At 57.8% G+C, this 26,794-nt stretch carries 27 protein-coding genes; 16 read left to right on the top strand and 11 right to left on the bottom strand.

Annotation, left to right across the window (positions count from 1 at the left end):
• The first annotated feature begins 23 nt into the window (after nt 1–23).
• Both ACIQWS_RS19325 and ACIQWS_RS19320 read left to right on the top strand, forming a co-directional pair.
• Nucleotides 24–905: a sugar phosphate isomerase/epimerase family protein gene (locus tag ACIQWS_RS19325; RefSeq protein ID WP_403183661.1), complete on the top strand. Its 882-nt coding sequence runs from the start codon at nt 24–26 to the stop codon at nt 903–905.
• Complete coding sequence (locus ACIQWS_RS19320; RefSeq protein WP_403183084.1) at nt 902–1,897, top strand: Gfo/Idh/MocA family protein; 996 nt, start codon at nt 902–904, stop codon at nt 1,895–1,897. The genes ACIQWS_RS19325 and ACIQWS_RS19320 overlap by 4 nt, the downstream gene beginning before the upstream one ends.
• A 107-nt stretch (nt 1,898–2,004) precedes the next feature.
• On the opposite strand, the gene ACIQWS_RS19315 is transcribed toward ACIQWS_RS19320, so the two are convergent.
• Complete coding sequence (locus ACIQWS_RS19315; protein ID WP_403183081.1) at nt 2,005–2,448, bottom strand: MarR family winged helix-turn-helix transcriptional regulator; 444 nt, start codon at nt 2,446–2,448, stop codon at nt 2,005–2,007.
• A gap of 149 nt (nt 2,449–2,597) precedes the next feature.
• Here ACIQWS_RS19315 and ACIQWS_RS19310 point away from each other — a divergent pair, with 149 nt between their 5' ends.
• Together ACIQWS_RS19310 and ACIQWS_RS19305 are read left to right on the top strand one after the other, a co-directional pair.
• Complete coding sequence (locus ACIQWS_RS19310; protein WP_374042632.1) at nt 2,598–3,356, top strand: alpha/beta fold hydrolase; 759 nt, start codon at nt 2,598–2,600, stop codon at nt 3,354–3,356.
• 215 nt (nt 3,357–3,571) lie between these two features.
• Nucleotides 3,572–4,408 (top strand): DUF2189 domain-containing protein, encoded by an 837-nt coding sequence (locus tag ACIQWS_RS19305; protein ID WP_346308313.1) that lies wholly within the window; start codon nt 3,572–3,574, stop codon nt 4,406–4,408.
• 48 nt (nt 4,409–4,456) lie between these two features.
• Here the strand turns inward: ACIQWS_RS19305 and ACIQWS_RS19300 are convergent, their stop codons facing one another.
• The 8 genes from ACIQWS_RS19300 to ACIQWS_RS19265 all read right to left on the bottom strand — a co-directional run bounded on the left by ACIQWS_RS19300 (nt 4,457) and on the right by ACIQWS_RS19265 (nt 10,980).
• Entirely contained in the window at nt 4,457–4,804 is a 348-nt protein-coding gene (locus ACIQWS_RS19300; RefSeq protein ID WP_403183073.1) for a cytochrome C oxidase subunit IV family protein, read from the bottom strand.
• Between the two features lie 17 nt (nt 4,805–4,821).
• Nucleotides 4,822–5,547, bottom strand: a complete 726-nt coding sequence (locus ACIQWS_RS19295; protein ID WP_288191505.1) for a heme-copper oxidase subunit III family protein — start codon at nt 5,545–5,547, stop codon at nt 4,822–4,824.
• 12 nt (nt 5,548–5,559) lie between these two features.
• A complete protein-coding gene (locus tag ACIQWS_RS19290; RefSeq protein ID WP_288191504.1) occupies nt 5,560–6,264 on the bottom strand; it encodes a cytochrome c oxidase subunit 3 in 705 nt (234 codons plus the stop codon).
• Nucleotides 6,261–8,039, bottom strand: coding sequence for a cytochrome c oxidase subunit I (ctaD, locus tag ACIQWS_RS19285; RefSeq protein WP_346308315.1), 1,779 nt, complete (start codon nt 8,037–8,039; stop codon nt 6,261–6,263). Before ctaD ends, ACIQWS_RS19290 begins: the two co-directional genes overlap by 4 nt.
• Before the next feature lie 50 nt (nt 8,040–8,089).
• Complete coding sequence (locus ACIQWS_RS19280) at nt 8,090–8,908, bottom strand: cytochrome c oxidase subunit II (protein ID WP_403183065.1); 819 nt, start codon at nt 8,906–8,908, stop codon at nt 8,090–8,092.
• Between the two features lie 179 nt (nt 8,909–9,087).
• Nucleotides 9,088–9,474: a c-type cytochrome gene (locus tag ACIQWS_RS19275; RefSeq protein ID WP_403183062.1), complete on the bottom strand. Its 387-nt coding sequence runs from the start codon at nt 9,472–9,474 to the stop codon at nt 9,088–9,090.
• Between the two features lie 152 nt (nt 9,475–9,626).
• Nucleotides 9,627–10,505 (bottom strand): hypothetical protein, encoded by an 879-nt coding sequence (locus ACIQWS_RS19270; RefSeq protein ID WP_403183658.1) that lies wholly within the window; start codon nt 10,503–10,505, stop codon nt 9,627–9,629.
• A gap of 106 nt (nt 10,506–10,611) precedes the next feature.
• Complete coding sequence (locus ACIQWS_RS19265; RefSeq protein ID WP_403183059.1) at nt 10,612–10,980, bottom strand: hypothetical protein; 369 nt, start codon at nt 10,978–10,980, stop codon at nt 10,612–10,614.
• Between the two features lie 209 nt (nt 10,981–11,189).
• Here ACIQWS_RS19265 and ACIQWS_RS19260 point away from each other — a divergent pair, with 209 nt between their 5' ends.
• The 8 genes from ACIQWS_RS19260 to ACIQWS_RS19225 all read left to right on the top strand — a co-directional run bounded on the left by ACIQWS_RS19260 (nt 11,190) and on the right by ACIQWS_RS19225 (nt 21,077).
• The gene (locus ACIQWS_RS19260) at nt 11,190–12,758 is read left to right on the top strand and encodes an ABC transporter substrate-binding protein (protein WP_403183056.1); all 1,569 of its coding nucleotides are present in this window, start codon (nt 11,190–11,192) and stop codon (nt 12,756–12,758) included.
• Nucleotides 12,759–12,845: 87 nt separating this feature from the next.
• On the top strand, nt 12,846–14,405 hold the full coding sequence (locus ACIQWS_RS19255) for an ABC transporter substrate-binding protein (protein WP_403183053.1): 1,560 nt from the start codon (nt 12,846–12,848) through the stop codon (nt 14,403–14,405).
• Nucleotides 14,406–14,460: 55 nt separating this feature from the next.
• Complete coding sequence (locus ACIQWS_RS19250) at nt 14,461–15,429, top strand: ABC transporter permease (RefSeq protein WP_223614328.1); 969 nt, start codon at nt 14,461–14,463, stop codon at nt 15,427–15,429.
• Nucleotides 15,430–15,452: 23 nt separating this feature from the next.
• On the top strand, nt 15,453–16,412 hold the full coding sequence (locus tag ACIQWS_RS19245; protein ID WP_346308321.1) for an ABC transporter permease: 960 nt from the start codon (nt 15,453–15,455) through the stop codon (nt 16,410–16,412).
• A gap of 7 nt (nt 16,413–16,419) precedes the next feature.
• Nucleotides 16,420–17,613 carry an amidohydrolase family protein gene (locus ACIQWS_RS19240; protein ID WP_403183048.1) on the top strand — a complete coding sequence of 398 codons (1,194 nt, stop codon included), beginning with the start codon at nt 16,420–16,422 and terminating at the stop codon, nt 17,611–17,613.
• The gene (locus ACIQWS_RS19235; protein ID WP_403183045.1) at nt 17,610–19,106 is read left to right on the top strand and encodes an amidohydrolase family protein; all 1,497 of its coding nucleotides are present in this window, start codon (nt 17,610–17,612) and stop codon (nt 19,104–19,106) included. The genes ACIQWS_RS19240 and ACIQWS_RS19235 overlap by 4 nt, the downstream gene beginning before the upstream one ends.
• Before the next feature lie 4 nt (nt 19,107–19,110).
• Nucleotides 19,111–20,085, top strand: a complete 975-nt coding sequence (locus ACIQWS_RS19230; protein ID WP_403183042.1) for an ABC transporter ATP-binding protein — start codon at nt 19,111–19,113, stop codon at nt 20,083–20,085.
• Nucleotides 20,082–21,077 (top strand): ABC transporter ATP-binding protein, encoded by a 996-nt coding sequence (locus tag ACIQWS_RS19225; protein ID WP_403183039.1) that lies wholly within the window; start codon nt 20,082–20,084, stop codon nt 21,075–21,077. The genes ACIQWS_RS19230 and ACIQWS_RS19225 overlap by 4 nt, the downstream gene beginning before the upstream one ends.
• A gap of 11 nt (nt 21,078–21,088) precedes the next feature.
• Here the strand turns inward: ACIQWS_RS19225 and ACIQWS_RS19220 are convergent, their stop codons facing one another.
• A complete protein-coding gene (locus tag ACIQWS_RS19220; RefSeq protein WP_346308269.1) occupies nt 21,089–21,766 on the bottom strand; it encodes a GntR family transcriptional regulator in 678 nt (225 codons plus the stop codon).
• 126 nt (nt 21,767–21,892) lie between these two features.
• On the opposite strand from ACIQWS_RS19220, the gene ACIQWS_RS19215 reads away from it, so the two are divergent.
• Both ACIQWS_RS19215 and ACIQWS_RS19210 read left to right on the top strand, forming a co-directional pair.
• Nucleotides 21,893–22,522, top strand: a complete 630-nt coding sequence (locus ACIQWS_RS19215; RefSeq protein WP_288191449.1) for a flavin reductase family protein — start codon at nt 21,893–21,895, stop codon at nt 22,520–22,522.
• 22 nt (nt 22,523–22,544) lie between these two features.
• The gene (locus tag ACIQWS_RS19210) at nt 22,545–23,288 is read left to right on the top strand and encodes an aspartate/glutamate racemase family protein (protein WP_403183035.1); all 744 of its coding nucleotides are present in this window, start codon (nt 22,545–22,547) and stop codon (nt 23,286–23,288) included.
• Nucleotides 23,289–23,334: 46 nt separating this feature from the next.
• On the opposite strand, the gene ACIQWS_RS19205 is transcribed toward ACIQWS_RS19210, so the two are convergent.
• Nucleotides 23,335–24,192 (bottom strand): MurR/RpiR family transcriptional regulator, encoded by an 858-nt coding sequence (locus ACIQWS_RS19205; RefSeq protein WP_403183033.1) that lies wholly within the window; start codon nt 24,190–24,192, stop codon nt 23,335–23,337.
• A gap of 346 nt (nt 24,193–24,538) precedes the next feature.
• Here ACIQWS_RS19205 and murA point away from each other — a divergent pair, with 346 nt between their 5' ends.
• Both murA and ACIQWS_RS19195 read left to right on the top strand, forming a co-directional pair.
• Nucleotides 24,539–25,795: a UDP-N-acetylglucosamine 1-carboxyvinyltransferase gene (murA, locus tag ACIQWS_RS19200; protein WP_346308268.1), complete on the top strand. Its 1,257-nt coding sequence runs from the start codon at nt 24,539–24,541 to the stop codon at nt 25,793–25,795.
• Entirely contained in the window at nt 25,792–26,673 is an 882-nt protein-coding gene (locus tag ACIQWS_RS19195; RefSeq protein ID WP_346308267.1) for an N-acetylglucosamine kinase, read from the top strand. Before murA ends, ACIQWS_RS19195 begins: the two co-directional genes overlap by 4 nt.
• Nucleotides 26,674–26,794: the final 121 nt, after the last annotated feature.

Below are 26,794 nucleotides of genomic sequence, written 5' to 3'. Positions count from 1 at the left end.
ATGCTTATCAAAGAGGACCTATGATGAATCCCATCGGATTGATCTCCATGCAATATGCAAGGCCGTTTACCACCACGCATTTTCCCCTGTTCAAGAAGATGCGCGACCTCGGCTTCGACTTCGTCGAATTGCTCGTACCTGAACCGGGCGAAATCGATCTTGCCGAGGCCAGGCGTGCACTGGACGATGCAGGGCTCGATGTCGTGCTCGCGGCGCGCGTCAATCTTCAGCGCAACCTCTCGTCAGACGATCAGAAGGCGCATCGCGCCGGGATAGACTATCTGCGCTACACAGCAGACTGCGCGGCAGCGCTCGGTGCGTGTGTGGTCGGCGGGCCGTTGACAGGCAATCCGCTGGTCTTTGCCGGACGTGCTCCTCTGCCCGTGCCGGAAGATGAGCGGCTGGCGCGTAAGGAGCGCTGTGTCAAAGGTCTGGTGGAAGCGGGCAACCACGCCGCAAGTGCAGGTGTCCTGCTTGCGATTGAACCGCTCAACCGGTTTGAAAGCGATGTACTGTGCACGACACAACAGGCCATCGAACTTCTTGAAGCGGTCGATCATCCAGCCATCAAGCTGATGCTCGATACCTTCCATATGCACATGGAAGAAGCCTCGATTGCCGAAGCCATCCGGTTGGGCGGAGCATACCTCGTGCATTTCCAGGCGAACGAAAACCATCGCGGGTTTCCGGGGACCGGATCGACAGACTGGGTTTCCGTCGGTCGGGCGCTGCACGAGATCGGTTACAACGGGCCGGTTTCGTTGGAACCGTTCCGGCGCAATGACGACCGTTTCGGCGTTCCTTTCGCGCAGTGGCGCCCGCCCCATGAGGATGAAAGCGAGCGTCTGGCGGCGAGTGCAGCCTTTATCAAATCCCACCTCACACTGACGGAATATCGGCGATGACATTGAAAATCGGCTGGATCGGTTGCGGTATTCACGCAACCCAGATGCTTCTTCCGCAACTTGTTCGCCACGATGTCGAGATCGTTGCGCTGTGCGATATCGATGGCAAACGCCTGGCGGATGCAGGGCGGCAATTCGGCGTGTCCCGCCTGACCAGCGATGCCGAGGAGTTGATCCGTGCGTCCGGGATTGATGCCGTCGGCATGGCTGTGGGGCCGGAGCAGCACCTGCACTTCGGCAAAATGGCGCTCGAGCGAGGATTGCCTGTGTTCATGGAAAAGCCGCCCTCAGGCACGGCGCAGGGCGCGCGTGAATTGTGTGCAGCGTCCGAACGCTCCGGAAAACCGCTGCTGGTCGGCTTCATGAAGCGCTATTCCGTCGGCAACAAGATTGCCCACAACATCATCCAATCCGGACGTTTCGGGCCTGTACTCGGCCTTACGGGGTATTACATGACAGCCCCGGGCTATTTCACCGGGAATGTCGACTACACCGGCTTCTTCTTGCACCACTGTGTGCACTACATGGATCTGGTATCATTCTTCGTGTCGCCGATACGGACGATTTCCGCCCGGAAGGTGGAAAAGACGCCGGGCAGGGTACTCTTTCACGTGGGTTTCGAGTTTGAATGCGGAGCCATCGGCAATATTGCGATGGGGACGATCCAGTCGCGTGGCACACCGGTCGAACGCATCGAACTGATGAGTGATCATCAGCGGCTGGAGGTGGATGACGTGATCGAGGTGCGCTGGAACCGCAATCCTCCATTCAAGGTCGATGATCCCCATGCGACGCTCGCTGATGATATGGATACGCTGACATGGAAGCCAAATTTCACCGCAGCAGCGAACGAGGATCCGAAAGGTTATCACGCAATCCTCGCCGACGTCGTATCGGCGCTTGGCGGCGCTTCGACAGCTGCTCCGACGATTCACGACGGAGTGATTGCGATGGAATGGCTCGAAGCATTGCGGCGTGAACTCTCATTGTAGAATCAGCGGATTCCCGGTGATGCCGCAGTGTTTGTGGCATTACCGGTGTCAACCGAGTTGATCAACTCGTGGACAATCCAGCCACTCCCGTTCAACGGATGCGGCCATTAGACCGATGTCTTTGTCATTCCGTCGCGCAACAACTGGACCTTGCGGTTGAGATCGATCATCTCCGGTATGGTGAAGCCGGAGCGGCGCAACAGCGTCTCCGTGAGGCAACCTGTCCTGGCGTGAAGCTCAGTGCCTTTGGGGCTGAGATGCACCTCAACCTGACGCTCATCGGTAACGCTGCGGCGGCGTGCGAGAAAGCCGGCGCTTTCCAGCCGCTTGACGGCGGGCGTGATCGTGCTTGGCTCCAGCGCCAACCGATCGCCAATGGCGCTGATGGTCAGGCCGTCGTGTTCCCAAAGGGTGCTCAGGACAAGATACTGCGTATAGGTAATTCCAAGCTCATCGAGCATCGGCTTGTAGACCCGGTGGATGGCGATCGACGCCGAATAGATTGAAAAGCAGAGCTGGCTGTCAAGCGGCAGGGTGGGGGCGTTGTCCATTGTCGTCTCCTTGATTCGAATGCGTTTATAACCTTTATCACAATAATGATATCGCGATAAAGAAAATGCTTTACAAGGTTTGGATTGTCGATTATGTATTGATTATCGCGATAATGATTATTGCGAACCAAACAAAAGGAGATACGCACATGAGCAAGATCCTGACCGCAGCCGCCACCCTCGCCATGGCCGCAACCGCTTTGAACCCCGTTCACGCCGCACCCGCCGGTGCCAAGAACATCGTCCTTGTCCACGGTGGCTTCGTTGATGGCTCCGGTTGGCAGGGCGTCTACAACATCCTGAAAAAGGATGGTTACACCGTCAGCATCGTGCAGAATCCGACCACCTCGCTGGCCGATGACGTGGCCGTGACCAAGCGGGTCATCGCGCAGCAGGACGGTCCAGTAATCCTGGTCGGCCATTCCTATGGCGGCGTCGTTGTCAGCGAAGCCGGTACGGATGAAAAGGTGAAGGCAGTCGTTTATATCGCAGCGTTTGCGCCCGACAAAGGCGAGTCCGTCTCGTCCCTGATCGCCAATCCGCCCGCCGGCGCTCCCGTGCCTCCGATCCTGCCGCCTGTTGACGGCTATCTGTTCCTTGACAAGGCCAAGTTTGCCGCCGCCTTCGCTGCCGATGTTGATGCGGGAACGGCAGCATTCATGGCTGACTCGCAGGTTCCCTGGGGTGTCGAAGCCCTTGCCGGTGCCGTGACCGAACCGGCCTGGAAGAGCAAGCCGAGCTTCTACCTGGTTGCGTCGGACGATCACATGATCCCGCCGCCAGCCCAGCGCATGATGGCCAAGCGCGCGAATGCCACCGTCGTCGAAACGGCCGGCAGCCATGCCGTCTATGTTTCCAAGCCTGAAGCCGTCGCGGCTCTCATCGAACAGGCAGCCGCCGCCAAGTAAGCATCCACGTTCGCCGGATAACCGGGGCGTCCCAGGCGCCCCGGTTATCCGCGTCTTTCATCTGTCGTGGCCAGACAGGGTAAAGATCGGACTCTGGCAAAACGAGGTTGGAGGGCGTATATTGGACAAGGGTTCAGGTTCGATCCGGTAGCCCCGCCAATGCAAGGCATATCGGTATATCGTTGCCGCCCATAACTGAATTGGGAGAACTGGTCATGGCGCAATTTCATGTGATTGCTGGTGCAAACGAGGTCCCTGTCTACCCCCATGTTCGCCGAATTGGCGTATCCGATATCATTGCGGCTCTCCGCGAGGGGTTGGATGATTTTTGGGACAAACCATCCCATTATGTTTTTCTCTGCTTGATCTATCCGATTGTCGGTGTGGTCCTCATGCGGTGGTCCTCGGGCGCCAACACGTTACCACTTGTCTTTCCGCTGATGTCCGGCTTTGCGCTGATCGGTCCTCTTGCCGCTTTGGGTCTCTACGAGATCAGCCGCCGGCGCGAACTCAATCTCGATACGTCCTGGCGTCACGCATTCGAGGTCCGGCGTTCGCCTGCCATTCCTTCCATCATTGCCGTCGGCGTCATGCTGTTTGCAATTTTCATCGCCTGGCTGCTGACGGCTCAGTCTCTCTACACCAGCCTTTTCGGTTCCGAAGCACCGGTCTCCGTGCGCGCATTCCTCGATCAGGTTTTCAACACGCCGGAAGGCCAGCGAATGATCCTTCTTGGTAATACGATCGGCTTTGTCTTTGCCGTAGTTGTGCTGTGCACAAGCGTCGTGACGTTCCCGCTCCTGCTTGACCGGGATGTCGGCGCATTCGCCGCTGTTGTGACCTCGATAAAGGCAGTCGCTGCCAATCCGGTGACGATGGCATTGTGGGGATTGATCGTTGCGGCATTGCTGGTGGTCGGCTTTTTGACGCTCTTTGTTGGTCTGGCGATCATTATACCGGTGCTCGGCCATGCCACCTGGCACCTCTACCGCAAGGTGGTGGAACCCCAGCCCATCCTTGCAGAGGTGAAGAAACGTCCGGTCCGCCGGTAAGTTTTCTCAAGGCATCGTGAAGCGCGATGCACCCACGCAAACCGTGTTCTATTGCGCAGTGCCAAAGAACGTCATGCGTGTGAACAAGGTGTAGTGCGCTTCCGATGTCATAAGGACGACAAAGACAAGCACCAGTATCGGTGGAAGTATCACGGCATAGACGAGGGCCAGTCGTTCCCATGCCATATGCATGAAGATGGCGACGATCAATCCGGCTTTCAAAATCATAAAAAGCAGGATCAGGCCCCAGCGCAGATAGTGCTGGAACCCGAGATAGTCGACCATGTAGGAGCAGACACTCAGAAAAAACAGCAATCCCCAGACGACCAGATAAAGCTTGATGGGATGCTGCTGATGGTCGGTGTGTGTCAGCACCTGTGTTTGCGAATGTGTCACCGGTTGTTCCATGATCCTCACCACAAATAGAAAAATGCGAAGATGAAAACCCAGACGAGATCGACGAAGTGCCAGTACAGGCCCATGATTTCGACGATCTCGTAGTTGCCTTTGCGGCTGGTGAAAAAGCCGCGTCTTTCCGTATCAAAATCGCCCCGCCAGACCTTGCGCGCGATGATGATAAGGAAAATGACGCCGATGCTGACATGTGTGCCGTGAAAGCCGGTGATCATGAAAAACGTCGACCCGAACTGCGCAGCGCCCCACGGATTTCCCCATGGGCGGACGCCCTCGGTGATCAGTTTGGTCCATTCGAAAGCCTGCATGCCGACAAAGATCGCACCGAACAATGCTGTGATCAGCATGAGGATCGCGGCTTTGCGGCGATCACGCCGATAACCATAATTGACGGCCATAGCCATTGTCCCTGAACTGCTGATGAGGACAAAGGTCATGATGGCGATCAGGATCAGCGGGATTTCCTTGCCGCCGATATTGAGCGCGAAGACCGTGCTGGGGTTTGGCCAGGCAATGGCCGTTGACACCCGCGCCGTCATGTAGGCGACCAGAAAACACCCGAAGATGAACGTATCGCTGAGCAGAAAGATCCACATCATGGCCTTGCCCCAGGAGACGTTTTTAAACGCGCGCTGATCGGAGGCCCAGTCAGATGCGAAGCCGCGCAGGCCGGCAGGCCGGGGAAGGGCGATCTCGGGTTTTGCTTGTGCGGAGGATTGAGACATGGGTCAAACGTCCTAGTTGAGCACTTGGCGGCAGATGGCGATGAAATCATTGGCCCAACCGGCAAACAGAGCAAACAGAACCAGCCACACCACCAGCATGAAATGCCAGTACATGGTGCACAGTTCGATGCTCAGCCGGACCTTGGGGAGCGGAGCGCCCTGCCATACCCGGGACGTCGTACGGCTCAGCACGAAGAGTCCGCCAAGAATATGCAGGCCATGCATTCCGGTAATCAGGTAGAAAAAACTGTTCGCCGGATTGTCTGCTATGACGTAGCCGGCAGTGACGAGCTCCTTCCATGCGAACAACTGTCCGATCAGAAATCCGGTGGTGGCGGCAAGAGCCGTCATAAGGGCAAGCCTCAAGGCGCTGTCGTTGCTGCGTGCGGCTTCAGTCTTGGCCCGTTGCAGTGCGACGCTGCTTATCACCAGTATGCCCGTGTTGAGCCAAAGTATCCGCGGAAGCGGGATAGCCCACCAATCCTGCAGTCCCATCCGCATGAAGTAAGCACTGATGAACAGAGTGAACAAGGCGCCGACAACGGCCAGGAATACGCCCAGACCGATTTTCTCGGTGGCGATGGCAGACCTGGTCCACGCGGGAATATCACTGGTTGCATTGACCTCAAGCCAAGGTTTGGACGTCAGGCGCTGCTGCGCCATCCACCACGTGATGATGACGGCGAGCCCGGCCAGGAAAACCAGAATAGTGCTCACGATGCGGGCTCCCTGGAAATTCGGTCGCCATTGGGCTGGTTCTGCGGAATGAAATCCTGGGCTGCGCCTGGAACGCTGTAATCATAGGCCCAGCGATAGACCACCGGCAGTTCCTTGCCCCAATTGCCATGGGCCGGCGGTGTCTGCGGCGTCTGCCATTCGAGCGTCGTTGCCCGCCAGGGATTGCCGCCAGCCTCCTTGCCCCTGCGCACGCTCCAGGCCAAGTTGAACAGGAAGAGGATTTGTGCGGCCCCGACGATCAGCGCCATGATCGTGATGAATTCATTCAGGGCCTGCACGGATGGCGGAATGAATGCCGTATCGCCCAGTTCGGAATAGCGGCGTGGCACGCCCAGCAATCCGAGATAATGCATGGGAAAGAAGATGGCGTAGGCCCCAAGGAAGGTGACAAAAAAATGCACTCTGCCCAGTGTTTCGTCGAGCATTCGCCCGGTGACTTTGGGATACCAATGATAGATCGCCCCGAAGACCACCATAATGGGGGCAACGCCCATGACCATGTGAAAATGCGCAACGACAAACAGCGTCTTGGCTAGCGGGACGTCGACGACGACATTGCCGAGAAATAGTCCCGTCAATCCGCCGTTGACGAATGTGACCATGAACCCGAGAGCGAACAGCATTGGCAAGGTCAGATGGATATCACCCCGCCACAAAGTAAGCACCCAGTTATAGACCTTGATAGCGGTGGGCACGGCAATAATCAGCGTGGTCGTGGCAAAGAAGAACCCGAATTTGGGGTTCATCCCGCTGACATACATGTGGTGTGCCCAAACCACGAAACTGAGCGCACCGATCCCCACGATCGCCCACACCATCATGCGGTAGCCGAATATATTCTTGCGCGCATGCGTGCTGATGAGGTCCGATACGATGCCGAAGGCCGGCAGAGCGACGATGTAGACTTCCGGGTGACCGAAAAACCAGAACAGGTGCTGGAAGAGGATAGGGCTGCCGCCGCCATTTTTCAGATGCTCACCCATTTCGACGATGGCGGGCATGAAGAAGCTGGTTCCAAGAACCCGGTCGAACAACATCATGACTGAGGCAACGAAGAGTGCCGGAAACGCCAGCAAAGCCATCACGGTCGCCGTGAATATGCCCCAGATTGTCAGGGGCATGCGCATCAGGGTCATGCCTCTTGCGCGCCCCTGCAAGACTGTGACCACATAATTCAGCCCGCCCATCGTGAAGCCAATGATGAAGAGGATGAGCGAGGTCAGCATCAGGATGATGCCCCAGTCTTTTCCCCCGGGGGTGCCGGAAAGAATAGATTGGGGCGGATAAAGCGTCCACCCCGCGCCCGTCGGCCCGCCGGGCACAAAGAAGCCAGCCACAAGCACGAGCACGGCGAGCAGGTAAAGCCAGTAGCTCAACATGTTTGCATAGGGGAACACCATATCCCGGGCACCCAGCATCAGCGGGATGAGGTAATTGCCGAAGCCGCCGAGAAACAATGCGGTCAAGAGATAGATCACCATGATCATGCCGTGCATGGTGATGAACTGGTAGTAGTGTTCCGCATCGATGAAGGAAAGCGCGCCGGGAAAGGCGAGCTGTATCCGCATGAGCCATGACAAGACGAGGGCCACGAAGCCGATCGATATGGCGGTGACGGAGTACTGGATGGCGATGACCTTGGCGTCCTGACTGAAGACATAGGTCGTCCACCAGCTCTTCGGGTGGTAAAGCTCGACATCGGCGACTTCCGCTAACGGAACCGTGTCATCGATACCAGCTGGAATATTGACCATTCCCTATACTCCCGACCTTTAATGCCCCTTCTCCCGGAGGGCGACCATTCTCATTTTGCCGTCTGCACGTCTCCTGCCGATGCCATCATCTGGGAAAAAGTCTGCTGCTGCTGCAGCCACGTCTGATAGTCTGCCTCGGTGTCAACGACGACCGTCCCGCGCATCTGCGGGTGACCAACGCCGCAGAGCTCTGCGCAAAGAACCTCAAAAGTTCCCGTTCGTGTCGGGATAAACCAGTAATAGCTCACCGATCCTGGGATCATATCCATCTTGGCCCGGAACTCGGGGACGTAAAAATCGTGCACTACGTCGAGGGAGCGCAGCAACATCTTGACGGGTTTGCCGACGGGCAAATGCAATTCACCGCCTTGTATGATGATATCATCAAGGCTCGCCGGGTCCCTTTTATTGATCCCCAAAGGGTTATCCGAACTGACATCGCTGGTCTCGGAAGTTCCCAGCCGCCCATCTTTTCCCGGAAGTCGAAAGCTCCACAACCACTGTTGCCCAACCACTTCAACTTCCGTGGCATCGTTCGGGACCGTAATGAATTGGTTCCAGACAAACAGGCCCGGCGCCAGCATCGCAGCGACACCAATGGCAGTCACGGTCGCCAGCCAGAACTCCAGTATCCTGTTTTCCGGCTCGTATGCGGCGCGTTTGCCGGGATTGTGCCGGAAACGGTAGACGCAAAACGCGATGAACAGAACCACGGCGACGAAAACGACCCCGGTGATCCAGAACGTTATGATAATGGTGTTGTCGATATAGTCCCAGTTCGACGCTATAGGCGTCCACCACCATGGGCTCAGCAGGTGAAACAATACCGAGCCGACGGCTATGACGATCAGAATTACCACGACTGCCATTTTCCGCCCTCCCGGCCTTTACTGGGTGTGGACATGGGTCGCATCTTGGGAAAGACAAATCTATTATCTCATGAACGGATAAGACAGGCAATCAGGCCAGAAAAGACGCGCGCATGAGCTGTGTTTCATCAGGTGTTCACCAGATATTCATACCCGTTCATTCTCAACGGGAGGAAGAATTACTTGGAAAACTGTTTCAGATAGGCGATCAGATTGGAGATGTCGCCATCGTCCTTCAATCCGGGGAAGGCCATTTTCGTGCCTTTTACCTTGGCCTTGGGGTCATGCAGATAGTCTCGCAGCGAGATCTCATTCCACACAAGACCAGCTTTGCCTGCATCCGTCATCGACGGTGAATAACCGAAACCTGCATGTGTTCCGGCTGTTCTGCCGAACAGGCCATTCAACGAAGGCCCCACTTTGTTCGTATCTGTCTCCGCCACATGGCAGATGCCGCATTTTTTGAAAACGGCTGCGCCCGCCGTGGCGTCCCCCTCCTGGGAGTGCGCTCCGCCTGCGGAAAGGACAGCGACTGAAAAGCCGATAAGAAGGACACAATATTTCATGAAAACCCCTCCTGGCTGAAATAGTCATCCTGCGCACGTGATAAGTCAATCAGTCCGGCAAAGAATTTCCCGTTAAAGGTGTAGGCTCATGTCCCGTCAACCGGGCGAAGGTAATCACGTCGTGCCGATGGCGGCTCACAAATATCGCTTCGCTAAAGCTTGTTCACTTGAATATGCACAACCCCGAACGGATTGAATTTGTACTCGTCTTCCTCGTAGCGGGTATCGCTGGATAGAGCGGCACGACGATCCGCTACGGCGGTTTCAACGCCATCCCGGGTCATTTCGTCGGCGATATCGTCGATCAGAGCCGCAATCTTGAGCTGCTCGGCGTTGGTTGGCGGCCGTTGATCTGCCGGACGAACGGTGGTTACCAGGACATCGGGCAACCCAACCAAATGGAACCCGACGCTGGCCATGCCATCGACGTCGTCACCGATGGGCCGGCGCGCGAAGGCCAGACGGCAGGTTCTTGCGAGTGCCATGACATCACCGGATGCCGATGCGTTGCGGGCCTGTTCAGCCAGTTCCTTCCATCGCCGCACGCCATGGGCGACCCCTGCGCTTTCACCCTTCACGGCAATGCCCCCGTGATCAAGCATGTATTGCACAAGCTGCAAGGCTTTTGCGGATGTCGTTACGGTTGTTTCCGCCGTCATTGACGGGCCGAGCACGTAGAGGACAGACCCGTGCCCGGCGACGGCTTTTTCGTCAGTGTCCTGATAGGCCTCGGGATCGACGCGATCCCAGCAGACGTTGAACGATCGCTCCATCCGGTCATCAGGTTCATTCCGGGAGCCATCTTCATCGGCGATAAAACCACCTGCCAGTTTCTCTATGGCGGCGCGGGCATTTTCGACCAGGGCTGGAAGGCCATGCTCACCGCCAAGAAAACAAAGCACATGGCGCGGCGGGTAGCTGGAACGCGATGCAGCGTATGCCGGAAGCTTGCTGGACGCCGTGCTGAGAGAAGGCTTGCCCATCATGAGGCCACCCAAAAACGCGAGCACACCGCGACGCATTGAATTCATTCCAGTGTCCCTACGGTTGTCAATCAATGAGCGTGAGCGTTTTAGCAGCGCCACGTCCGAAGCGCGAGCCATAACGCGGACGGTCCGTACGTTTGCAACTTGATTTTTAACCCCAGTCAATGAGCACGATGAGAACGACGGATATAGCGATCAAAAGACAGAAGGCAGTTGTGACAATTCGGATAAGTCCATGATGCCGGCGAAGCGGAAGATAGGCGAGCCAGCAAGCCGCAATGAGCAGCGTGCAGACAAACAACATCCCGACCATAAAGCCACCAACATCAATCCTGCTCACCGCGGGGTTGGATAGTGCTGCAAGATATACAACCGATAACCCAATGGTCATCAAGATCGCGAACATGAGGCTGGAGACAAAATAGGCGATCCGCGACGCCAGGCTCAACGGCTTTTGTTCAATCATGTTACCCCCGGACATCCCGCACTCATTAAACGTCATATGGGCCAGCAACGCCATTCCTACTTGTCCAAGCCCGTTGATTTTACGAAATTTGCGCGCCAGCGATTTCAGCGGTGGTTGCGCATGAACTGTATACTTTATTGGTGCCAATAACAGAGAAAATTGTCGACAATATCGTTGACAAAGCCAAATCCTTGTGGCCTATGGAGGGAAATAAAAGTCGCGGGAAAGCCTAGCGACGGGGCACACATGAGGAGGAAATGCCGATGGCGCGACTGCGAAAATCCGTCTTGGTGGCAATGACATCGTTGCTATTGTTTGGAACAGCGGCAGAGGCTGCGACGCTGCGGTGGGCCGGGCAGCGGGACATATTCTCCCTCGATCCCTATTCCTACGGCTCGACATCCAACCTGGCATTTCTCAATCATATCTATGAAGGCCTGGTCCGTTACACGCCTGAATTCAAGGTTGTTCCGGCGCTGGCCACGGAATGGCAGCTGATCGACAACAAATACTGGCGTTTCAAGCTCCGCCAGGGCGTGAAGTTCCATAATGGCGCGGATTTCAATGCCGATGATGTCATTGCGTCGCTCAAGCGCGTGAGTGATCCGAGCTCGCCGCTCAGGGGCAACATTCCTCTCTACGTCGGGTCGAAAAAGGTCGACAATTATACGGTCGATATTGAAGTCTCGGCACCGTCGCCGCTCTTTCTCAATGATCTGACGAACATCTTCATGTTCAATGCGCAATGGCTGATCGACAACAAGAGCGAAAAGCCCACCGACGTGGGCGCGCAAGTCGAAGGCTATACAACCTACCACACCAACGGGACCGGGCCTTTCAAGCTTGAAAGCCGCGTTCCAGACAGCAAGACAATCCTTGTCGTGAACGACGGCTGGTGGGACGAGAAGAAGCACAATATCGATCGCATCGAGTTTACGCCGATTACATCTGCGGCAACGCGGGTCGCCGCTTTGTTGTCCGGGGAAGTCGATCTGGTTGACGCGGCGCCTATCCAGGATATCGGCCGGCTTGAATCGACACCGGGCATCAAGGTCGATAAGCGCTCGGATCTGCGAACCATTTCCATTGCATTCAATCGCCGGGAAAAGCTGACGGACGGGCGTGACAATCCATTCAACGATCTGCGGGTGCGGCAGGCGTTCGATCATGCAATTGACCGGGACCTCATCAACAAGAAGGTCATGCGCGGGTTGGCGCATCCCGCCGGGGCTCTGGTTGCGCCGGAGATACCGGGCTACAGCGCAGAGCTGGACAAGCCTGCAACCTATGATCCGCAATTGTCGCGCAAGCTTCTGGCAGAGGCTGGAAAGAGCGATCTTGCCTTTACCTATCTTTGTATGAACGATGAAAGTGTGAACGAGGAGGACGTTTGCTCTGGTGTCGTCAACATGCTGACGCGTGCCGGCTTCAAGCCGACGCTTGATATCGGCCCGCGTGCCGTGCAAACACCAAAACGCTCGAGCGGTAAATCCGACGTGTACATGGTGGGCTGGGCCAACGAACCCACGCTCGATGCCTACTCGATTCTGGTTCAGGTGCTTTCCACCCGTCACGGTGCCGATGGCGTCGCAAATTACGGCGGCTGGTCCTATCCCGAACTCGACAAGATGGTCAAAGAGGCCGCCACGGAGCAGGATCGCGACAAGCGTCTGGCGATTGAAAACACCGCGCTGAAATTTGCGAAGGATCAGGCGATCATGATCCCGCTGCACCAGCAGCCGATGGCATGGGCCATGACCAGCAAAATCGAGAATGTCGTGATCCGGGCCGACAACAAGCCGCGGCATTGGCTGACACGCATGACAGACTGATCTGCAGCGCCTTTGGCGCTGTCTGATAACCAAGGCAAGACCTCCGTTCAAGGAGGCGGCAAACGTCCAGAAGCGGAGCAAACCACAATGTTGAAGCAACTAAGCCTCGCGGCCACGGTGGCAATGAGCCTGATTTTTCCAGGCCAAGCCGCAACACTCAAATGGGGCGCGCCCCATGATATATACTCGCTCGATCCCTATTCCTACGGTGACAGCTATACGCTTGCTTTCCTGAACCACGTCTATGAAGGCCTGGTACGGTACGACGCCAAGCTGAAAATTGAGCCAGCCCTTGCCACATCGTGGGAGACGGTGTCGGACACGGTCTGGCGGTTTCATCTGCGCAAGGGCGTGAAATTCCACAACGGCGCAGGTTTTACCGCCGATGACGTCTTGGCGTCGCTCACACGCGTGAGTGACAAGACCTCGCCCTTGCGTGGAAATCTGCCCGCCTACAAATCGGCAAAAAAGGTCGATGACTATACGATCGACATCGAGTTGACGGGTCCGTACCCGCTTCTGCTCAACGATCTGACCAACATTCACATTTTCAACGCCGCTTGGCTTGCGGAGAACAATTCGTTGAAGCCGACCGACGTCGGCGCAAAGCTCGAGGGCTATGCGACCTATCATGCCAATGGCACTGGCCCCTTCACCATTGAAAGCCGGGTGCCGGACAGCAAGACGGTTCTCGTCAAGAATCCGAATTGGTGGGACAAGTCCGAAACCAATATAGACCGTATCGAGTTCACCCCGATCACATCGGCAGCCACCCGCGTTGCGGCGCTCCTGTCGGGGGAGATCAATTTTACCGATAACGCGCCCTCCCAGGATCTGCCCCGCCTCTCGGCCCAACCCGAACTCAAGGTCATGGAACGGACCGATCTGCGGACGGTCATGATGGGGTTCAATCGCAAGCCGAAGCTCACCAACGGCGATGACAATAAGTTCAATGATCTGCGTGTCCGGCAGGCATTCGCCCATGCGCTGGACCCGCAACTGATCCAGAAGCGGATCATGCGCGGTAAATCGCGTACGGCGGGTGCGATTATTGCGCCGGAAATTCCGGGCTATACCGAGGCGCTCGACAAGCCAGTTTCCTACGATCCGGAACTGTCAAAGAAGCTGTTGGTAGAGGCTGGGGCAAAGGATTTCGCGTTCACGCTCGTGTGCACGACAGACGCCTATGTCAACGAGGAGGAGCTCTGTCAGGGCATGGTCAACATGCTGAGCCGTGCGGGCTTCAAGCCGCAGCTTGACATTGCGCCGGTGGCGGCACAAACGCCCAAACGGACCAATGGTAAGGCTGATGTCTATCTGATCGGTTGGGCGAACGAGCCGATGCTCGACAGCTACTCCATTCTGCTGCAGATGATTGAGACGAAGTCGGACAATGCCGGTGTCTTCAATTGGGGCGGCTGGAGCTATCCCGAAATCGACAAGCTGGTCATGCAGGCCTCGACGGAGATGGACAGGAACAAGCGGCTGGCGTTGCAGACCAAGGCCCTGCAGATGGTCAAGGATGAGATCATCATGCTTCCCTTGCATCAGCAGCCCATGGCTTGGGTGATGACGGACAAGATCGATCATATCGTTCAACTGCCCGACAACAAGCCCCGTCACTGGTTGACGCATTTTGCCAAGTAGACGTGGCGGTCTGCCTTGACGGGTTCAAGGTAGACAGAATTAAGGGAGGCGACAGATGCTGGTTTTTATTGTGAGGCGCTTGGCAAACGCAATCCTGGTGATGCTCGCAGTGGCCATGCTCGCCTTCCTGATTTTCCGGCTTGCCGGCGATCCGGTTGAGCTTATGGCGAATGAACAGATGACGCAGGCCGATCGCGACAATCTGCGTGAACGGCTGGGTCTCAACGATAACCTGCCCACCCAATATGTCCGCTTTGTCATCCATGCGGCTGAGGGCAATTTCGGTATCTCCTATCGCAACGGCCAGGATGTTCTGACGCTGATCGCAGACCGGTTTCCCGCAACCCTGGAATTGGTGCTGGTGGCAACACTGATTTCACTGGTGTTCGGCATTCCTCTTGGCGTTCTTACGGCGATCAAGCGCGGCAAGTGGTACACGGAAGGGCTTCAATTTCTCTCCATTGTCGGCGTGTCGTTGCCGAGTTTCGTCGTCGGTATCCTGCTGATCCTGGTGTTCTCGGTCAGCATGGGGTGGCTGCCGGCATTCGGACGCGGCGACGTCGTCAAACTTGGCTGGTGGTCGACCGGGTTGCTGACATCGTCGGGACGGGCTGCCCTCATCCTGCCGTCAATCGCGCTGTCGCTTTACCAGATCACGCTGATCATGCGGCTGGTGCGGGCCGAAATGCTGGAAGTGCTCCGGTCCGACTACATTAAATTCGCCCGGGCGAGAGGCATTCCCCGCTGGCGCATCTATTTCCGCCACGCGCTGAGAAACTGCCTCATGCCGGTTGTCACGATGACGGCGATGAATGTGGGCTCATTGATCGCTTTCGCACTCATCACGGAAACCGTGTTCCAGTGGCCGGGTATGGGCATGCTGTTCATCCAGGCTGTAACATTCATCGATATCCCCGTGATGGCGGCCTATCTGTGCATCATCTCTTTCATTTTCGTTGTTCTGAATATGCTCGTGGACATCGCTTATGCGGTCATCGATCCCCGTTTGCGCAGCACACGCTAGCCCCAGAGTCAGGGACCTGTCCGATGACAACAGACGTATCGAAGACACCGAAAGCGCCAAGGCCTGCACGAGCACCGCTTCTCAGGCGCATGCGCAACAGCGACCTATGGTGGTCATTCACGCATAGCAAGGTAGCAATCGCGGGTGCCGTCATTCTAGCAGTCCTGATCTTGACGGCGCTGTTTGCGCCGCTGATCGCGGCTCAAAATCCCTATGACGGGGCGCAGCTGGACATGTGGAAGGCGGAACTGCCGCCGATCTGGGAGCAAAACGGCGAATGGCCCTATCTGCTCGGAACCGATACGCAAGGCCGCGATATGCTCTCGGCCATCCTTTACGGGACACGCATCTCCATTTTCATCGGCATAGCGTCTGTCGCCCTGTCCCTTGTGATTGGCATGAGTGCCGGCCTCGTGGCTGGCTATTTCGGCGGCTTTGTCGATAACCTTCTGATGCGCATCGGCGATGTTACGCTTTCGATCCCAACCATTCTCGTCGCCATTCTGGTTTCGACGGTCGTTCGGCAGATGCTTCCCGCGGACCTTCGGGAAATGGGGGCTTCGGCCGTGCTGGTGTTTGCTATCGCGCTGTCGGCATGGGTTCAGTATGCCCGCACGGTTCGCGCCCAGACGATTGTGGAGAGCGGCAAGGACTATGTGCACGCAGCCAGGCTCATCAAGGTACCGGCTCGCCGGATCATGGCCAACCATATCCTGCCAAACACGCTCACACCGGTCCTTGTGGCAGCGACATTGAACTTCGGCATGGCGATTTTGACTGAGGCGACGCTGTCTTTCCTCGGCATAGGTATGCCACCTAGCCAGCCGTCGCTCGGAACCTTGATCCGCATCGGCAACCAGTTCCTGTTTTCCGGTTCGTGGTGGATCGTGCTGTTTCCCGTGCTCCAGCTTTGCCTTCTCGTCGTTGCGGTGAACCTGCTGGGCGACTGGTTGCGCGACGCTCTAAACCCGAAATTGAGGTAAATGACACATGACCAATCTATTGCTCCGTAATGTACGGCCCATGGCTGGCGACAGCTGCGATGTCCTGATCAAGGATGGGAAAATAGCCGGTTTCGGTCAATTTACGCCAGAGCCGGGCATGCCGGTCGAAGATGGAGGCAACTCCATTGTCATTCCTGGCCTCATTGATGCCCACACCCATCTCGACAAGACGACATGGGGCATGCCGTGGCACGAAAACAACCGGGCGGCTGTACTGCGCGAGCGCATTGATTTTGAGCGCGAGAACCGCAGCGCTATCGGTATTGATCCGCACCGGCAGTCCATGCGGCATGCGATCGGGCTGGCGGCGCATGGTGCAACCCATATCCGCAGCCATGTCGATATCGACCCGACCCACGGCCTGTCCATCGTGGAAGGCGTTTGGGAAACCCGCGAGAAATTGCGCGGCATCATCGATATCGAAATCGTTGCCTTCCCCCAGTCCGGTGTCATGGTCATGCCCGGCACCACCGACCTGCTTGACGAGGCGCTGCGGCAGGGTTGTGAGGTGCTGGGAGGGATCGATCCCTGTGGTATAGATCGCGACCCGAAGGGCCAGCTCGACACGATATTCACGCTTGCCGTCAAACATCAACGGCCGATCGATATTCATCTGCACGAGGTCGGAGATCTCGGCGCATTCACAATGGAGCTCATTTTTGAGCGTATCCGCGCAAACGGCATGCAGGGTAAAGTTGCCATTAGCCATGCGTTCGCACTCGGGATGAACGACTATCTGCGGGTCGGAAAGTTGATGGATGAACTCGCAGCACTCGATGTGGCGATCCTCACCACGGGTGCGCCGTCTGCTTCGGTTCCATCGGTCATGCGACTGAAGGAAGCCGGCATACGCGTCGGCGGCGGCTGCGATGGTATTCGCGACACCTGGGGGCCGTGGGGCCAGCCGGACATGCTCGACCGTGCCAAGATCATCGGCATGAAAAACGGGCTGCGGAAAGACCGCGAACTTGAACATGTTCTGCATATCGTTTCGCAGGGTGGTGCTGACGTGATGCAGATCGAGGGCTATGGTCTGCAAGTCGGGTGTACGGCCGACCTGACCCTTCTGACGGGTGAGACCCTGGCGCATGCGGTTGTCGACATTGCCCCGCGTCCGCTGGTCATCAAGGGCGGACGTGTCACGGCACGGCAAGGCCAAGCCATTGTGGACATGCCATGACAAAAGCCGGATTCGAGACGCTGAAGCTTGGCCGCAGGCCCGAAGGGCAGACCCTGTTGACTGCCGATTGGGTGCTTGGCCATCGGGATGGGGCCCATAGGCTTGTCCATAAAGGAGAAGTTGTGTTCGAGAACGGCGAAATTCTGTTCGTCGGGCATCACTTTCCGGGGGAGGTGGCACGCCGTGTCGATTTCGGGAGATCGCTGATCAGTCCAGGGTTCATCGACCTCGATGCACTCTCCGATCTCGACACGACGATCCTCGGCATCGACAACCATCCGGGTTGGGCCAAGGGGCGCGTCTGGCCCCGCTCTTATGTCGAGGCTGGTCCCTACGAGATGTATACGCCGGAAGAGCTGGCCTTCCAGAAGCGGTTCGCCTTCGGTCAGCTTCTGCTGAACGGCATAACCACTGCCGCGCCGATCGCGTCGCTGTTCTATCGCGAGTGGGGTGAGACCGTTGCCGAGTTCGATGCCGCTGCGGATGCGGCTGGAGACCTCGGCTTGCGGGTCTATCTCAGTCCGGCCTACCGCTCAGGCGGCATGGTCCTTGAAAGTCCGGGCCAGATACGACCGGTGTTCGATGAGCAGCGCGGCTTCCGCGGCCTGGAAGACGCCGTGCGCTTCATCGAACGGCAGACCGGCCGTCACGGAGATCTCGTGCGGGGGATGCTTGCGCCCGACCGCGTCGAGACATGCACGGCCGGATTGCTGCAACGCACCGACGCTGCAGCACGCGAACTCGGTTGCAAGATCCGCTTGCACATGGCGCAAGGCGTCATGGAGGTCGATACGGTCCGTGCGCTGCATGGCTCGACGGCGCCGGTCTGGCTCGCGAAGTCAGGACTTTTGAGCGAGCGGCTGATTGCGCCGCACGCAACCAACGCAACGGACGAAGATCTTCGCCTTTATGCGGCCAATGGTGTTTCAATTGTGCATTGTCCGCTGGTGTCTGCCCGTGGCGGCAATACGCTGAACTCGTTTTCGGCATGCCGCAACCGCGGGATCAATATTGCGATGGGCACCGACACGGCACCGGCCGACATGTTGATGAATCTGCTCATCGGCCTAATCACATCGCGTATCAATGACGGGGTGCCGGACCGGGCGCGCAGCGCTGATCTTTTCGACGCTGCAACGCTTGGCGGTGCGCGAGCGCTTGGCAGAACGGACCTTGGCCATCTTTCATCGGGCGCGCGCGCGGATATTGCGGTGTTCGGCCTTGACGATGCGATCATGGCGCCATCGATCGATCCGATCACGACGCTTGTTACCGGCGGATCCGGCAAGGTAACACGGGCGTCCTTTGTCGACGGGCGTCCTTCCATGCTGTTCGGTGAGGTTGCAGGCATCGACATGATGTCTGCCCGGGAACGCATACAGAAACAGTTTGACGGACTGATTGCCAAATATCCCGAGCGAAGCTGGGCGCATCCATCGGTCGCCGAAATATTCCCTCCGAGTTATCCAATAGAGAGCAGCGCACATGGGTGAAACAATGGATCAGCCCATCCTTGAGGTTCGCAATCTCACGGTGGAATTCCCCGGACGCCACGGAACAGTGGCCGCGCTTTCGGATGTGAGCCTCGACATCCGGGCAGGCGAGATCCTTGGTGTGGTCGGCGAATCCGGAGCCGGCAAGTCGATGACCGGTCTGGCCATTCAAGGTCTGCTTGAGCGCCCCGGCCATATCAGCGGCGGCGCAATCTGGCTCGAGAATCGCCGGATTGACACCCTTGATGACTATGAGATGGAAAAAATCCGCGGCCGCAAAATCGGTGCGATCTTTCAGGATCCGCTGACCTCGCTGAACCCGCTGTTCACGGTGGGGGCCCAACTGAGCGAGACAATCCGCCAGCATCTCAACATGAGCAAATCGCAGGCGAAGGCACGAGCGATCGAATTACTCGGAGAGGTCGGCATTCCTTCTCCGGATGAGCGGGTGAACCATTATCCGCATCAGTTCTCGGGCGGGATGCGGCAGAGAGTGGTCATCGCCCTGGCACTCGCGGCCTCGCCCAAGCTGGTGATCGCCGATGAGCCAACCACGGCGCTGGACGTATCCATTCAGGCGCAGATCATTTCGCTGCTGCGTAAACTTTGCAAGGAGAAGCGCACGGCTGTCATGCTGGTTACCCATGATATGGGTGTCATTGCGGAAGCAGCCGACAGGGTGGCGGTCATGTATGCGGGCCGGTTGATCGAGGTTGGTTCGGTCAATCAGGTGTTGCACGCGTCGGCGCATCCCTACACGCGCGGCCTCATGGCTTCCATTCCGGCACTTGCCGCCCGCGTGGAGCGCCTCAATCAGATCGATGGATCCATGCCCCGGCTCGATGCGATTCCGGATGGGTGCGCTTTCAATCCGCGCTGCAAATCGGTCGGACCGCGCTGTATTCGAGAGCAACCTGAACTCATGCCGGCGGGCGATGGCGCAAGCGCCTGCTGGCTCAACGCGGGAGGAACCGCATGACCGGGACCGGACAAAAAACGCCGGCTTTTACCGCTGAACGTCTCGTTAAGACATTCGATGTCTCGGCACCGTGGCTGAGCCGGGTTGTCGAGCGCAAGCCGCGTCAGCTTCTGCAAGCCGTCAATGACATCAGCTTCACCGTGCCCGCAGGCGGATGCCTCAGCATCGTGGGAGAAAGCGGCTGCGGCAAATCAACGGTTGCGCGTCTTGTAACCGGGTTGCACAAACCCAGCAGTGGCGAACTTCGCTTTGCACCAGGACGCAATGGGGCGCCACTTTCGGTGCAGATGATCTTCCAGGATCCCTATGCCTCGCTCAATCCCCGGTGGCGTGTGAAGAACATCGTTGCCGAGCCGCTGCGCGAGATGAAGCTGCTCAAAACGTCAAATGAAATCACCGAACGCGTTGAGGAACTGCTCGAGACTGTCGGGCTATCGGCTTCGGATGGTGAAAAGTATCCGCATGAGTTTTCGGGCGGTCAGCGTCAGCGTATTTCAATCGCACGGGCGCTCGCCAGCGAACCCGAATTCCTCGTATGCGACGAGCCGACATCTGCGCTCGATGTGTCGGTTCAGGCGCAGGTTCTCAACCTTATGCGCAAGCTGCAGGACGAACTTGGTCTTACCTATCTGTTCATCAGCCATGACATGAGCGTTGTAAGGCACATGTCGGATCGCATAGCGGTGATGTATCTTGGGCGTATCGTGGAAGAGGGGGATACGGAAGAGCTGTTTGCCAATCCGCGGCATCCCTATACGCGGCTTCTCTTGCAGACAATACCCAATGTGCAGCAGCCGAACAGGGATCGGGTCGTTGGCGGCGGCGAGGTGCCGAGTCCGCTCAAGCCGCCATCCGGTTGTACTTTCCACCCGCGGTGTCCGGTTGCCATTGGACGCTGCTCGGCTGAAGTGCCAGAGGTTCGTACTCTCCAGGGCGGCACGCGTGTGGCATGCCATCTGGTCGAGGAGAAGATGGCAACTGCAGCAGAATGACGGTCAGCGGTTCAGGCCAGCGCGGAACGCAAATCGTGCGCAAGATCACGGATTTCGCTCAGATCGAGCTCGGCCTCCACATGTTCAAGGTGGTGCTCCATGAGCCCTGTCGCCTTGGAAAGATCGCCATTTGCGATTGCGTCGACAATTTCGGCGTGTTCGTCCGGCCCGCAGTTGAAGCGATTGGTGTTGCGGTAGACCGCAGTGATGAGGGAACTTCTTGCGATCAGATCGCGCATCGTGGCGAAAAGAAAGTCCGAGTTCGCGACCTCTGCAAGCAAGAGATGGAAGCCGCCTGACAGCTTGATGATATCGGTCGTGCTATCCTGTGCATTGGCGGTGCGCTCTTTGGAAACATGCGTTCGCAGCCGCGTGACATTTACTTTGGAGATTGATTTGCAAAGCCGCTCGACAATACAGCGTTCGACCGCACGGCGGACAAAGAAGACATCCCGTGCTTCATCCACCGAAGGTTGGCAGACAAATGCGCCGCGGTTCGGGATGATCGTGACGAGCCCATCCCGTTCAAGTGCAACCAACGCCTGGCGGATGCGGGCACGACTGACGTCGAAGATCGCGGCCAGTTGCCCTTCCTTAAGTTGCACGCCGGGCCGAAGCCTGCGCTCGGCAATGGAAAGCCATACCCGTTCAACAATCTGCTGTGTTGAAGCCCCTGCTTGTTCAGTCATGTACCTGTCTCCCGATTGTGACAGACAATCGCGATCAAATGGAAAATGTCAACTCGTTTTGTCTGCATGATTGTAGACAATAATGCCCAATAATTGTATACTATATAGCGAAACGGGAGAGTCGGCATGCAGTTTGATTTTACAGAGCTTGAACCGGAGAGCCGATATCGTCTGCTGACGAATTTTATCGGCCCACGGCCGATCGCCCTGGTAACGACCCGTTCAAGCGCCGGCCACAGCAATGCGGCGCCGATGAGCTTCTTCAACGTGTTCTCACATGATCCGCCGATCCTGATCCTCGGTGTGCAGCCACGGCCGTCGGGGGAAGAGAAAGACACGATCGCCAATATCCGCCGTACGGGTGAGTTTGCCGTCAACATGGTGGATATGAGCATGGCGCAGCAGATGCTCATTTGCGGGCTGGGTTTCGACAGCGAGGTCGATGAGCTGGAGATGGCCGGTCTTGAGGCGGCCGCATGCAATCAAATCGATGCAACGTATGCTGCTACGGCTCCCTGTGCCCTGGAATGCCGCGTAGAGCGCCTGATCGAATTTCCGAAGCGGGTGCTTGTCCTTGGCGAAGTCGTCCACATGCATGTGCGCCGCGATTGCCTTGACGCGGAGGGGCGCTACGTCAATCCGGACGTTTATCAGCCCATCGCCCGTCTCCACGCCGATAATTACATCACATCCGATCGACAGTTCGTTCTGGCGCCTCCGCCAATTGCCGATTTTACCAAATCCCGCCGCGATTAAGTGGCGCTGAAGGAACTCGACCGTGCATATTCTTCTCATCAATCCAAACTCCACAGCGTCCATGACTTCCCAGGTTCTGGAAAGTGCCGTCCGGGTGGCCTATCCGACAACGCGCGTCACCGCGGTCAATCCCGTGGATACGCCGGTGAGCATCGAGGGCGGGGCCGACGAGGCCATGGCTGTTCCGGCCATGCTTTCCGAAATACGCAAGGGGCAGGCGCAAGGCGTGGATGCCTATGTCATTGCCTGCTTCGATGATCCCGGCCTGCATGCGGCACGCGAGATTGCACGGGGCCCCGTGATCGGCATCTGCCAGGCCGCCATACAGGTCGCGATGACGATCAGCCGGCGCTTCACGGTGATCACGACATTGCCCCGCTCCATCCCGATCATCGAAGATCTGGTCAGCGCTTACGGCGCAAACCACCATTGCCGCAACGTTCGCGCCATCAATCTGCCGGTGCTGGGACTGGATGAAGACCCGGTCGAGGCAGAGCGTCTTCTCGTGCTTGAAATCGGCAAGGCGAAACTGGAAGACCGCGCGGAAGCGATCGTTCTTGGCTGTGCGGGCATGTCTTTGTTGTGCGACCGGCTCAGCGCCGCGACCGGTATTCCCGTCATTGACGGCGTCACGGCAGCCGTCAAGGTTGCCGAAGCGCTGGTCGGGGCCGGATACAAGACGTCCAAGGTGAATGGCTATGATTTCCCCAGGATCAAATCGCCGTCCCCCGCATCCAAGGTGGAGCAGGTGGGCAATTTGGCGTGATCATCCCGTCAAGGTAGCGGCCGGTATGGGCTGCCTGCCCGGGTTTCTAGAGGTGCTCAGCTTTCAGAACGGAGACTGCAACTTCGCTGTTGTGAATATATTCATGGGCATCCGGTTGCCCTTGAATGAGCAGGATGAACAACAGGTCGGTCAGCGTCAGTTGCGCATCTCTTGCGGTGATGGATGAAGAGCGAACGCGTTCTTCATCGGCAAAGGTGTAAAGCCGGATATCCGCCACGCGGCTCAATGGATTGTCCTTCAGCCCGGTCACGGCAATGACGGTCGCACTGCGCTGGCTGGCAAGCTCGGCAATGCGCAACGTCTCGATACTGTCGCCCGAATAGGAGAGGGCGAACAAGACGTCATCAGCTCCAAGCGTGGATGCGTTGGCCATCTGGACATGGCTATCACTGTCGTGCAGCACATTGCGCCCAAGCTTCATCAGCTTATAGGCAAAATCCCGTGCCACCAGCGACGATGCGCCCACGCCCGCCATATGAATGCGCCGGGCCTTGCGCAGGATTTCCAAGGCAATGCCGATGTCTTTTTCATTGTTGACGGCAACGGTCTGCTGCATCGACAATTGTTTGCTGCCGATCAGTTTCTGCAGGATGACGAGATAGCTGTCGCCTATTTCGATCGTGCCGTGGATCATGCCCGCCGGGGCCGTCCATTCCTGTGCCTTGGCTTCGCTGACAGCGAGCTTCAGCTCCATATAGCCTGCGTAGCCGAGCTTCTGGCTGAACTTCACCACACTGGACTGGCTCCGGCCCGTCTCCACGGCCAGAGCAGCCGATGACAGCCGCAGCATCTGATCCGGATTGTCGATGATGAACTGCCCGATCTGGCGATCGGCAGGCGCCATGGAGTCCAACTGTGCATTGATTTTCTGCAGTATAGACATGCGTTCCTTTGCGCGTTGGCAGTTCAGGCTGCTCGCGCCAAAGCGCGGACCTCTGGAGTGATCGGAGCCTTCAGGCTCGTTCAAATGACATACCTACCGTCAATTCAAGGCACTGGCTACTCCCGGCAACAGCGCAAGAGACAGGCCGGATAAACGCGGCGCACGGCCAACACTCCGGCATAGAATAATATATTCCTAAATCAATTGACACCGTGGAATGATCAATTAGTTTTTGTGTATCGCCATGAGGGTTGTGCCTTCTATGTCGGACGCAACCTGTGGGCGAAGAGGGTGTCGAACGAAGCCCACCCTGTTTTCATGCTCCTCAGATCGGGCAGTGGTTATCATGGATAGATTACGGATCATCGGGGGAAACAGGCTGGAAGGCGCGGTGACGATTTCCGGCGCCAAAAACGCTGCGCTTCCGCAAATCGCCGCTGCGCTGCTGAGTCCCTATCCGCTGGAATTGACCAATCTGCCAGCTGTCAACGATGTCGAGAACATGCTGGGCGTGGTGCAGCTCCACGGCGCGCGCATTGACCGGTCGCCGCATGCGGCGACCATCGATACAAGCGCCGTTGTGTCGAAGGAAACATCCTATGACACTGTCAGGCGAATGCGTGCGACCATACTGGTTCTTGGGCCGCTGCTCGCCCGCTTCGGACATGCCAGGGTCTCGCTGCCGGGCGGGTGTGCAATTGGTGCACGGCCCGTCAACATGCATGTCAGCGCACTTGCCGCGCTTGGGGCCGATATTGCCATCGAGAACGGCGTCATCGTTGCATCTGTGCAAGGTTCGCTGCGGGGAACCCGCATTGTTCTCAGCTCTCCATCCGTGGGGGCGACCGAAACAGCCATGATGGCGGCCACCGCAGCAAAAGGTGAAACGGAAATCCTCAATGCTGCACGCGAACCGGAAGTGGTTGACCTCGCCGCCTGCCTCAATGCGATGGGAGCCCGCATTGAAGGAGCCGGGACGCATCGCATTCTGGTGGAAGGCGATACGACGTGGCGTCCCGCCCGGCATGCTATCATCCCTGACCGGATAGAGGCCGGCACCTATGCAATCGCTGCGGCCATCACCGGCGGTCAGCTTGAACTGACCCATGCCCGTCTGGAGCATCTGGCTTCGGTCGTGCAAGCGCTTGAAACGGCAGGTGCCAGCGTCTGGCCTAGCGACCGGGGCCTGATTGTGTCTCGGGAGGGGCCGCTGAAGGCCGTTGACATCACCACAGAGCCCTATCCGGGGTTCCCCACGGATCTCCAGGCCCAGTTCATGGCATTGACGTGCCGGAGTCAGGGCGCATCGTTGCTGCGCGAAACCATATTCGAAAACCGTTTCATGCATGTCCCGGAGCTCATGCGTCTGGGGGCGAACATAACGCTGCAGGGAACGACTGCGCTGGTGCGCGGCGGGGAACCGCTGCACGGTGCGCAGGTCATGGCGACAGACTTGCGGGCTTCCGTCTCGCTCGTTCTGGCGGGCCTCGTTTGTGAAGGTGAGACGATCATCAACCGGGTGTATCACCTTGATCGCGGCTATGAGCAGCTGGATCGCAAGCTTCGGCTCTGCGGCGCGGATATCGAGCGGATCAGCTCATGAGCGACGCCATGCACGAGAAGCCGTTTTTTCTTGGCGTCGATGGCGGCGGCACGGGCTGCCGCGCCCGCATTGAAGACGGCTTTGGTGCGGTCCTCGGCCAAGGGCTCTCCGGACCCGCGACAACCCGTCTTGGCGTGGACGCGGCCTGGGCTTCCGTTGCCAGCGCCTTTACCTCGGCAATAGTGGAAGCCGGTTTCACGGAGCGGGAAACCGCACGCATACATGCCGGTATCGGTCTTGCCGGCATCGGCCGCAAGGGCGCGCTTGAGGCGCTTCGGGCTATCCCTCATCCGTTTGCCAGCATCGCTTTCACGAGCGACGGCGTTGCCGCCTGTCTGGGAGCTCACTCCGGCGCGGATGGCGCGATTGTCATTGCCGGAACGGGTTCCATCGGTCTGGGTTTTGCCGAAGGGCGCGATCTGCGGGTTGGCGGTTATGGCTTTCCAATATCCGATGAAGGCAGCGGCGCGGATCTGGGATTGAAGGCCGTTCAACTTGCATTGCGGGCTTTCGACGGCCGCCACGAACAGAGTGCATTGCTGGGCGAGGTGATGCAGCGGTTCCAGAACGACCCTGTGGAGGTGGTTGCGTGGATGGATCGGGCGACGGCGACCGACTATGCCGTGCTCGCACCCATGGTGATGCGCCATGCGGATCAGGGTGACATGGTGGGGCGGCGTCTGGTTCAGGGAGCGGCCGAGCAGATTGACTCCATCGTCCGCGCGCTGATCGAAAAAGGTGCGCCCCGCGTCACGCTTCTCGGAGGGCTGTCGACGCCGCTGGAGCCATGGCTGGCTCCGGATATTCGCCGCCGCCTGAAACCAGCCGACGGCGATGCGGTTTCAGGTGCGATCATTCTGGCGAGAAAATCGTGCTGAGATTTCAGACTACGACTGCCCATCATCATTGTCGGTAAGCGACGCTCAACCATGGCCGTCCGTTTGCGGAGGGCAAGTGAACTGCCAGTTTCAGCCGATGGATAAACGCGTCTGGTTAGGA

The organism is Phyllobacterium sp. NPDC097923 (assembly GCF_044760925.1).
Taxonomy (GTDB): Bacteria; Pseudomonadota; Alphaproteobacteria; order Rhizobiales; family Rhizobiaceae; genus Phyllobacterium; species Phyllobacterium calauticae.
This window is presented reverse-complemented; position numbering and strand designations above follow the sequence as displayed.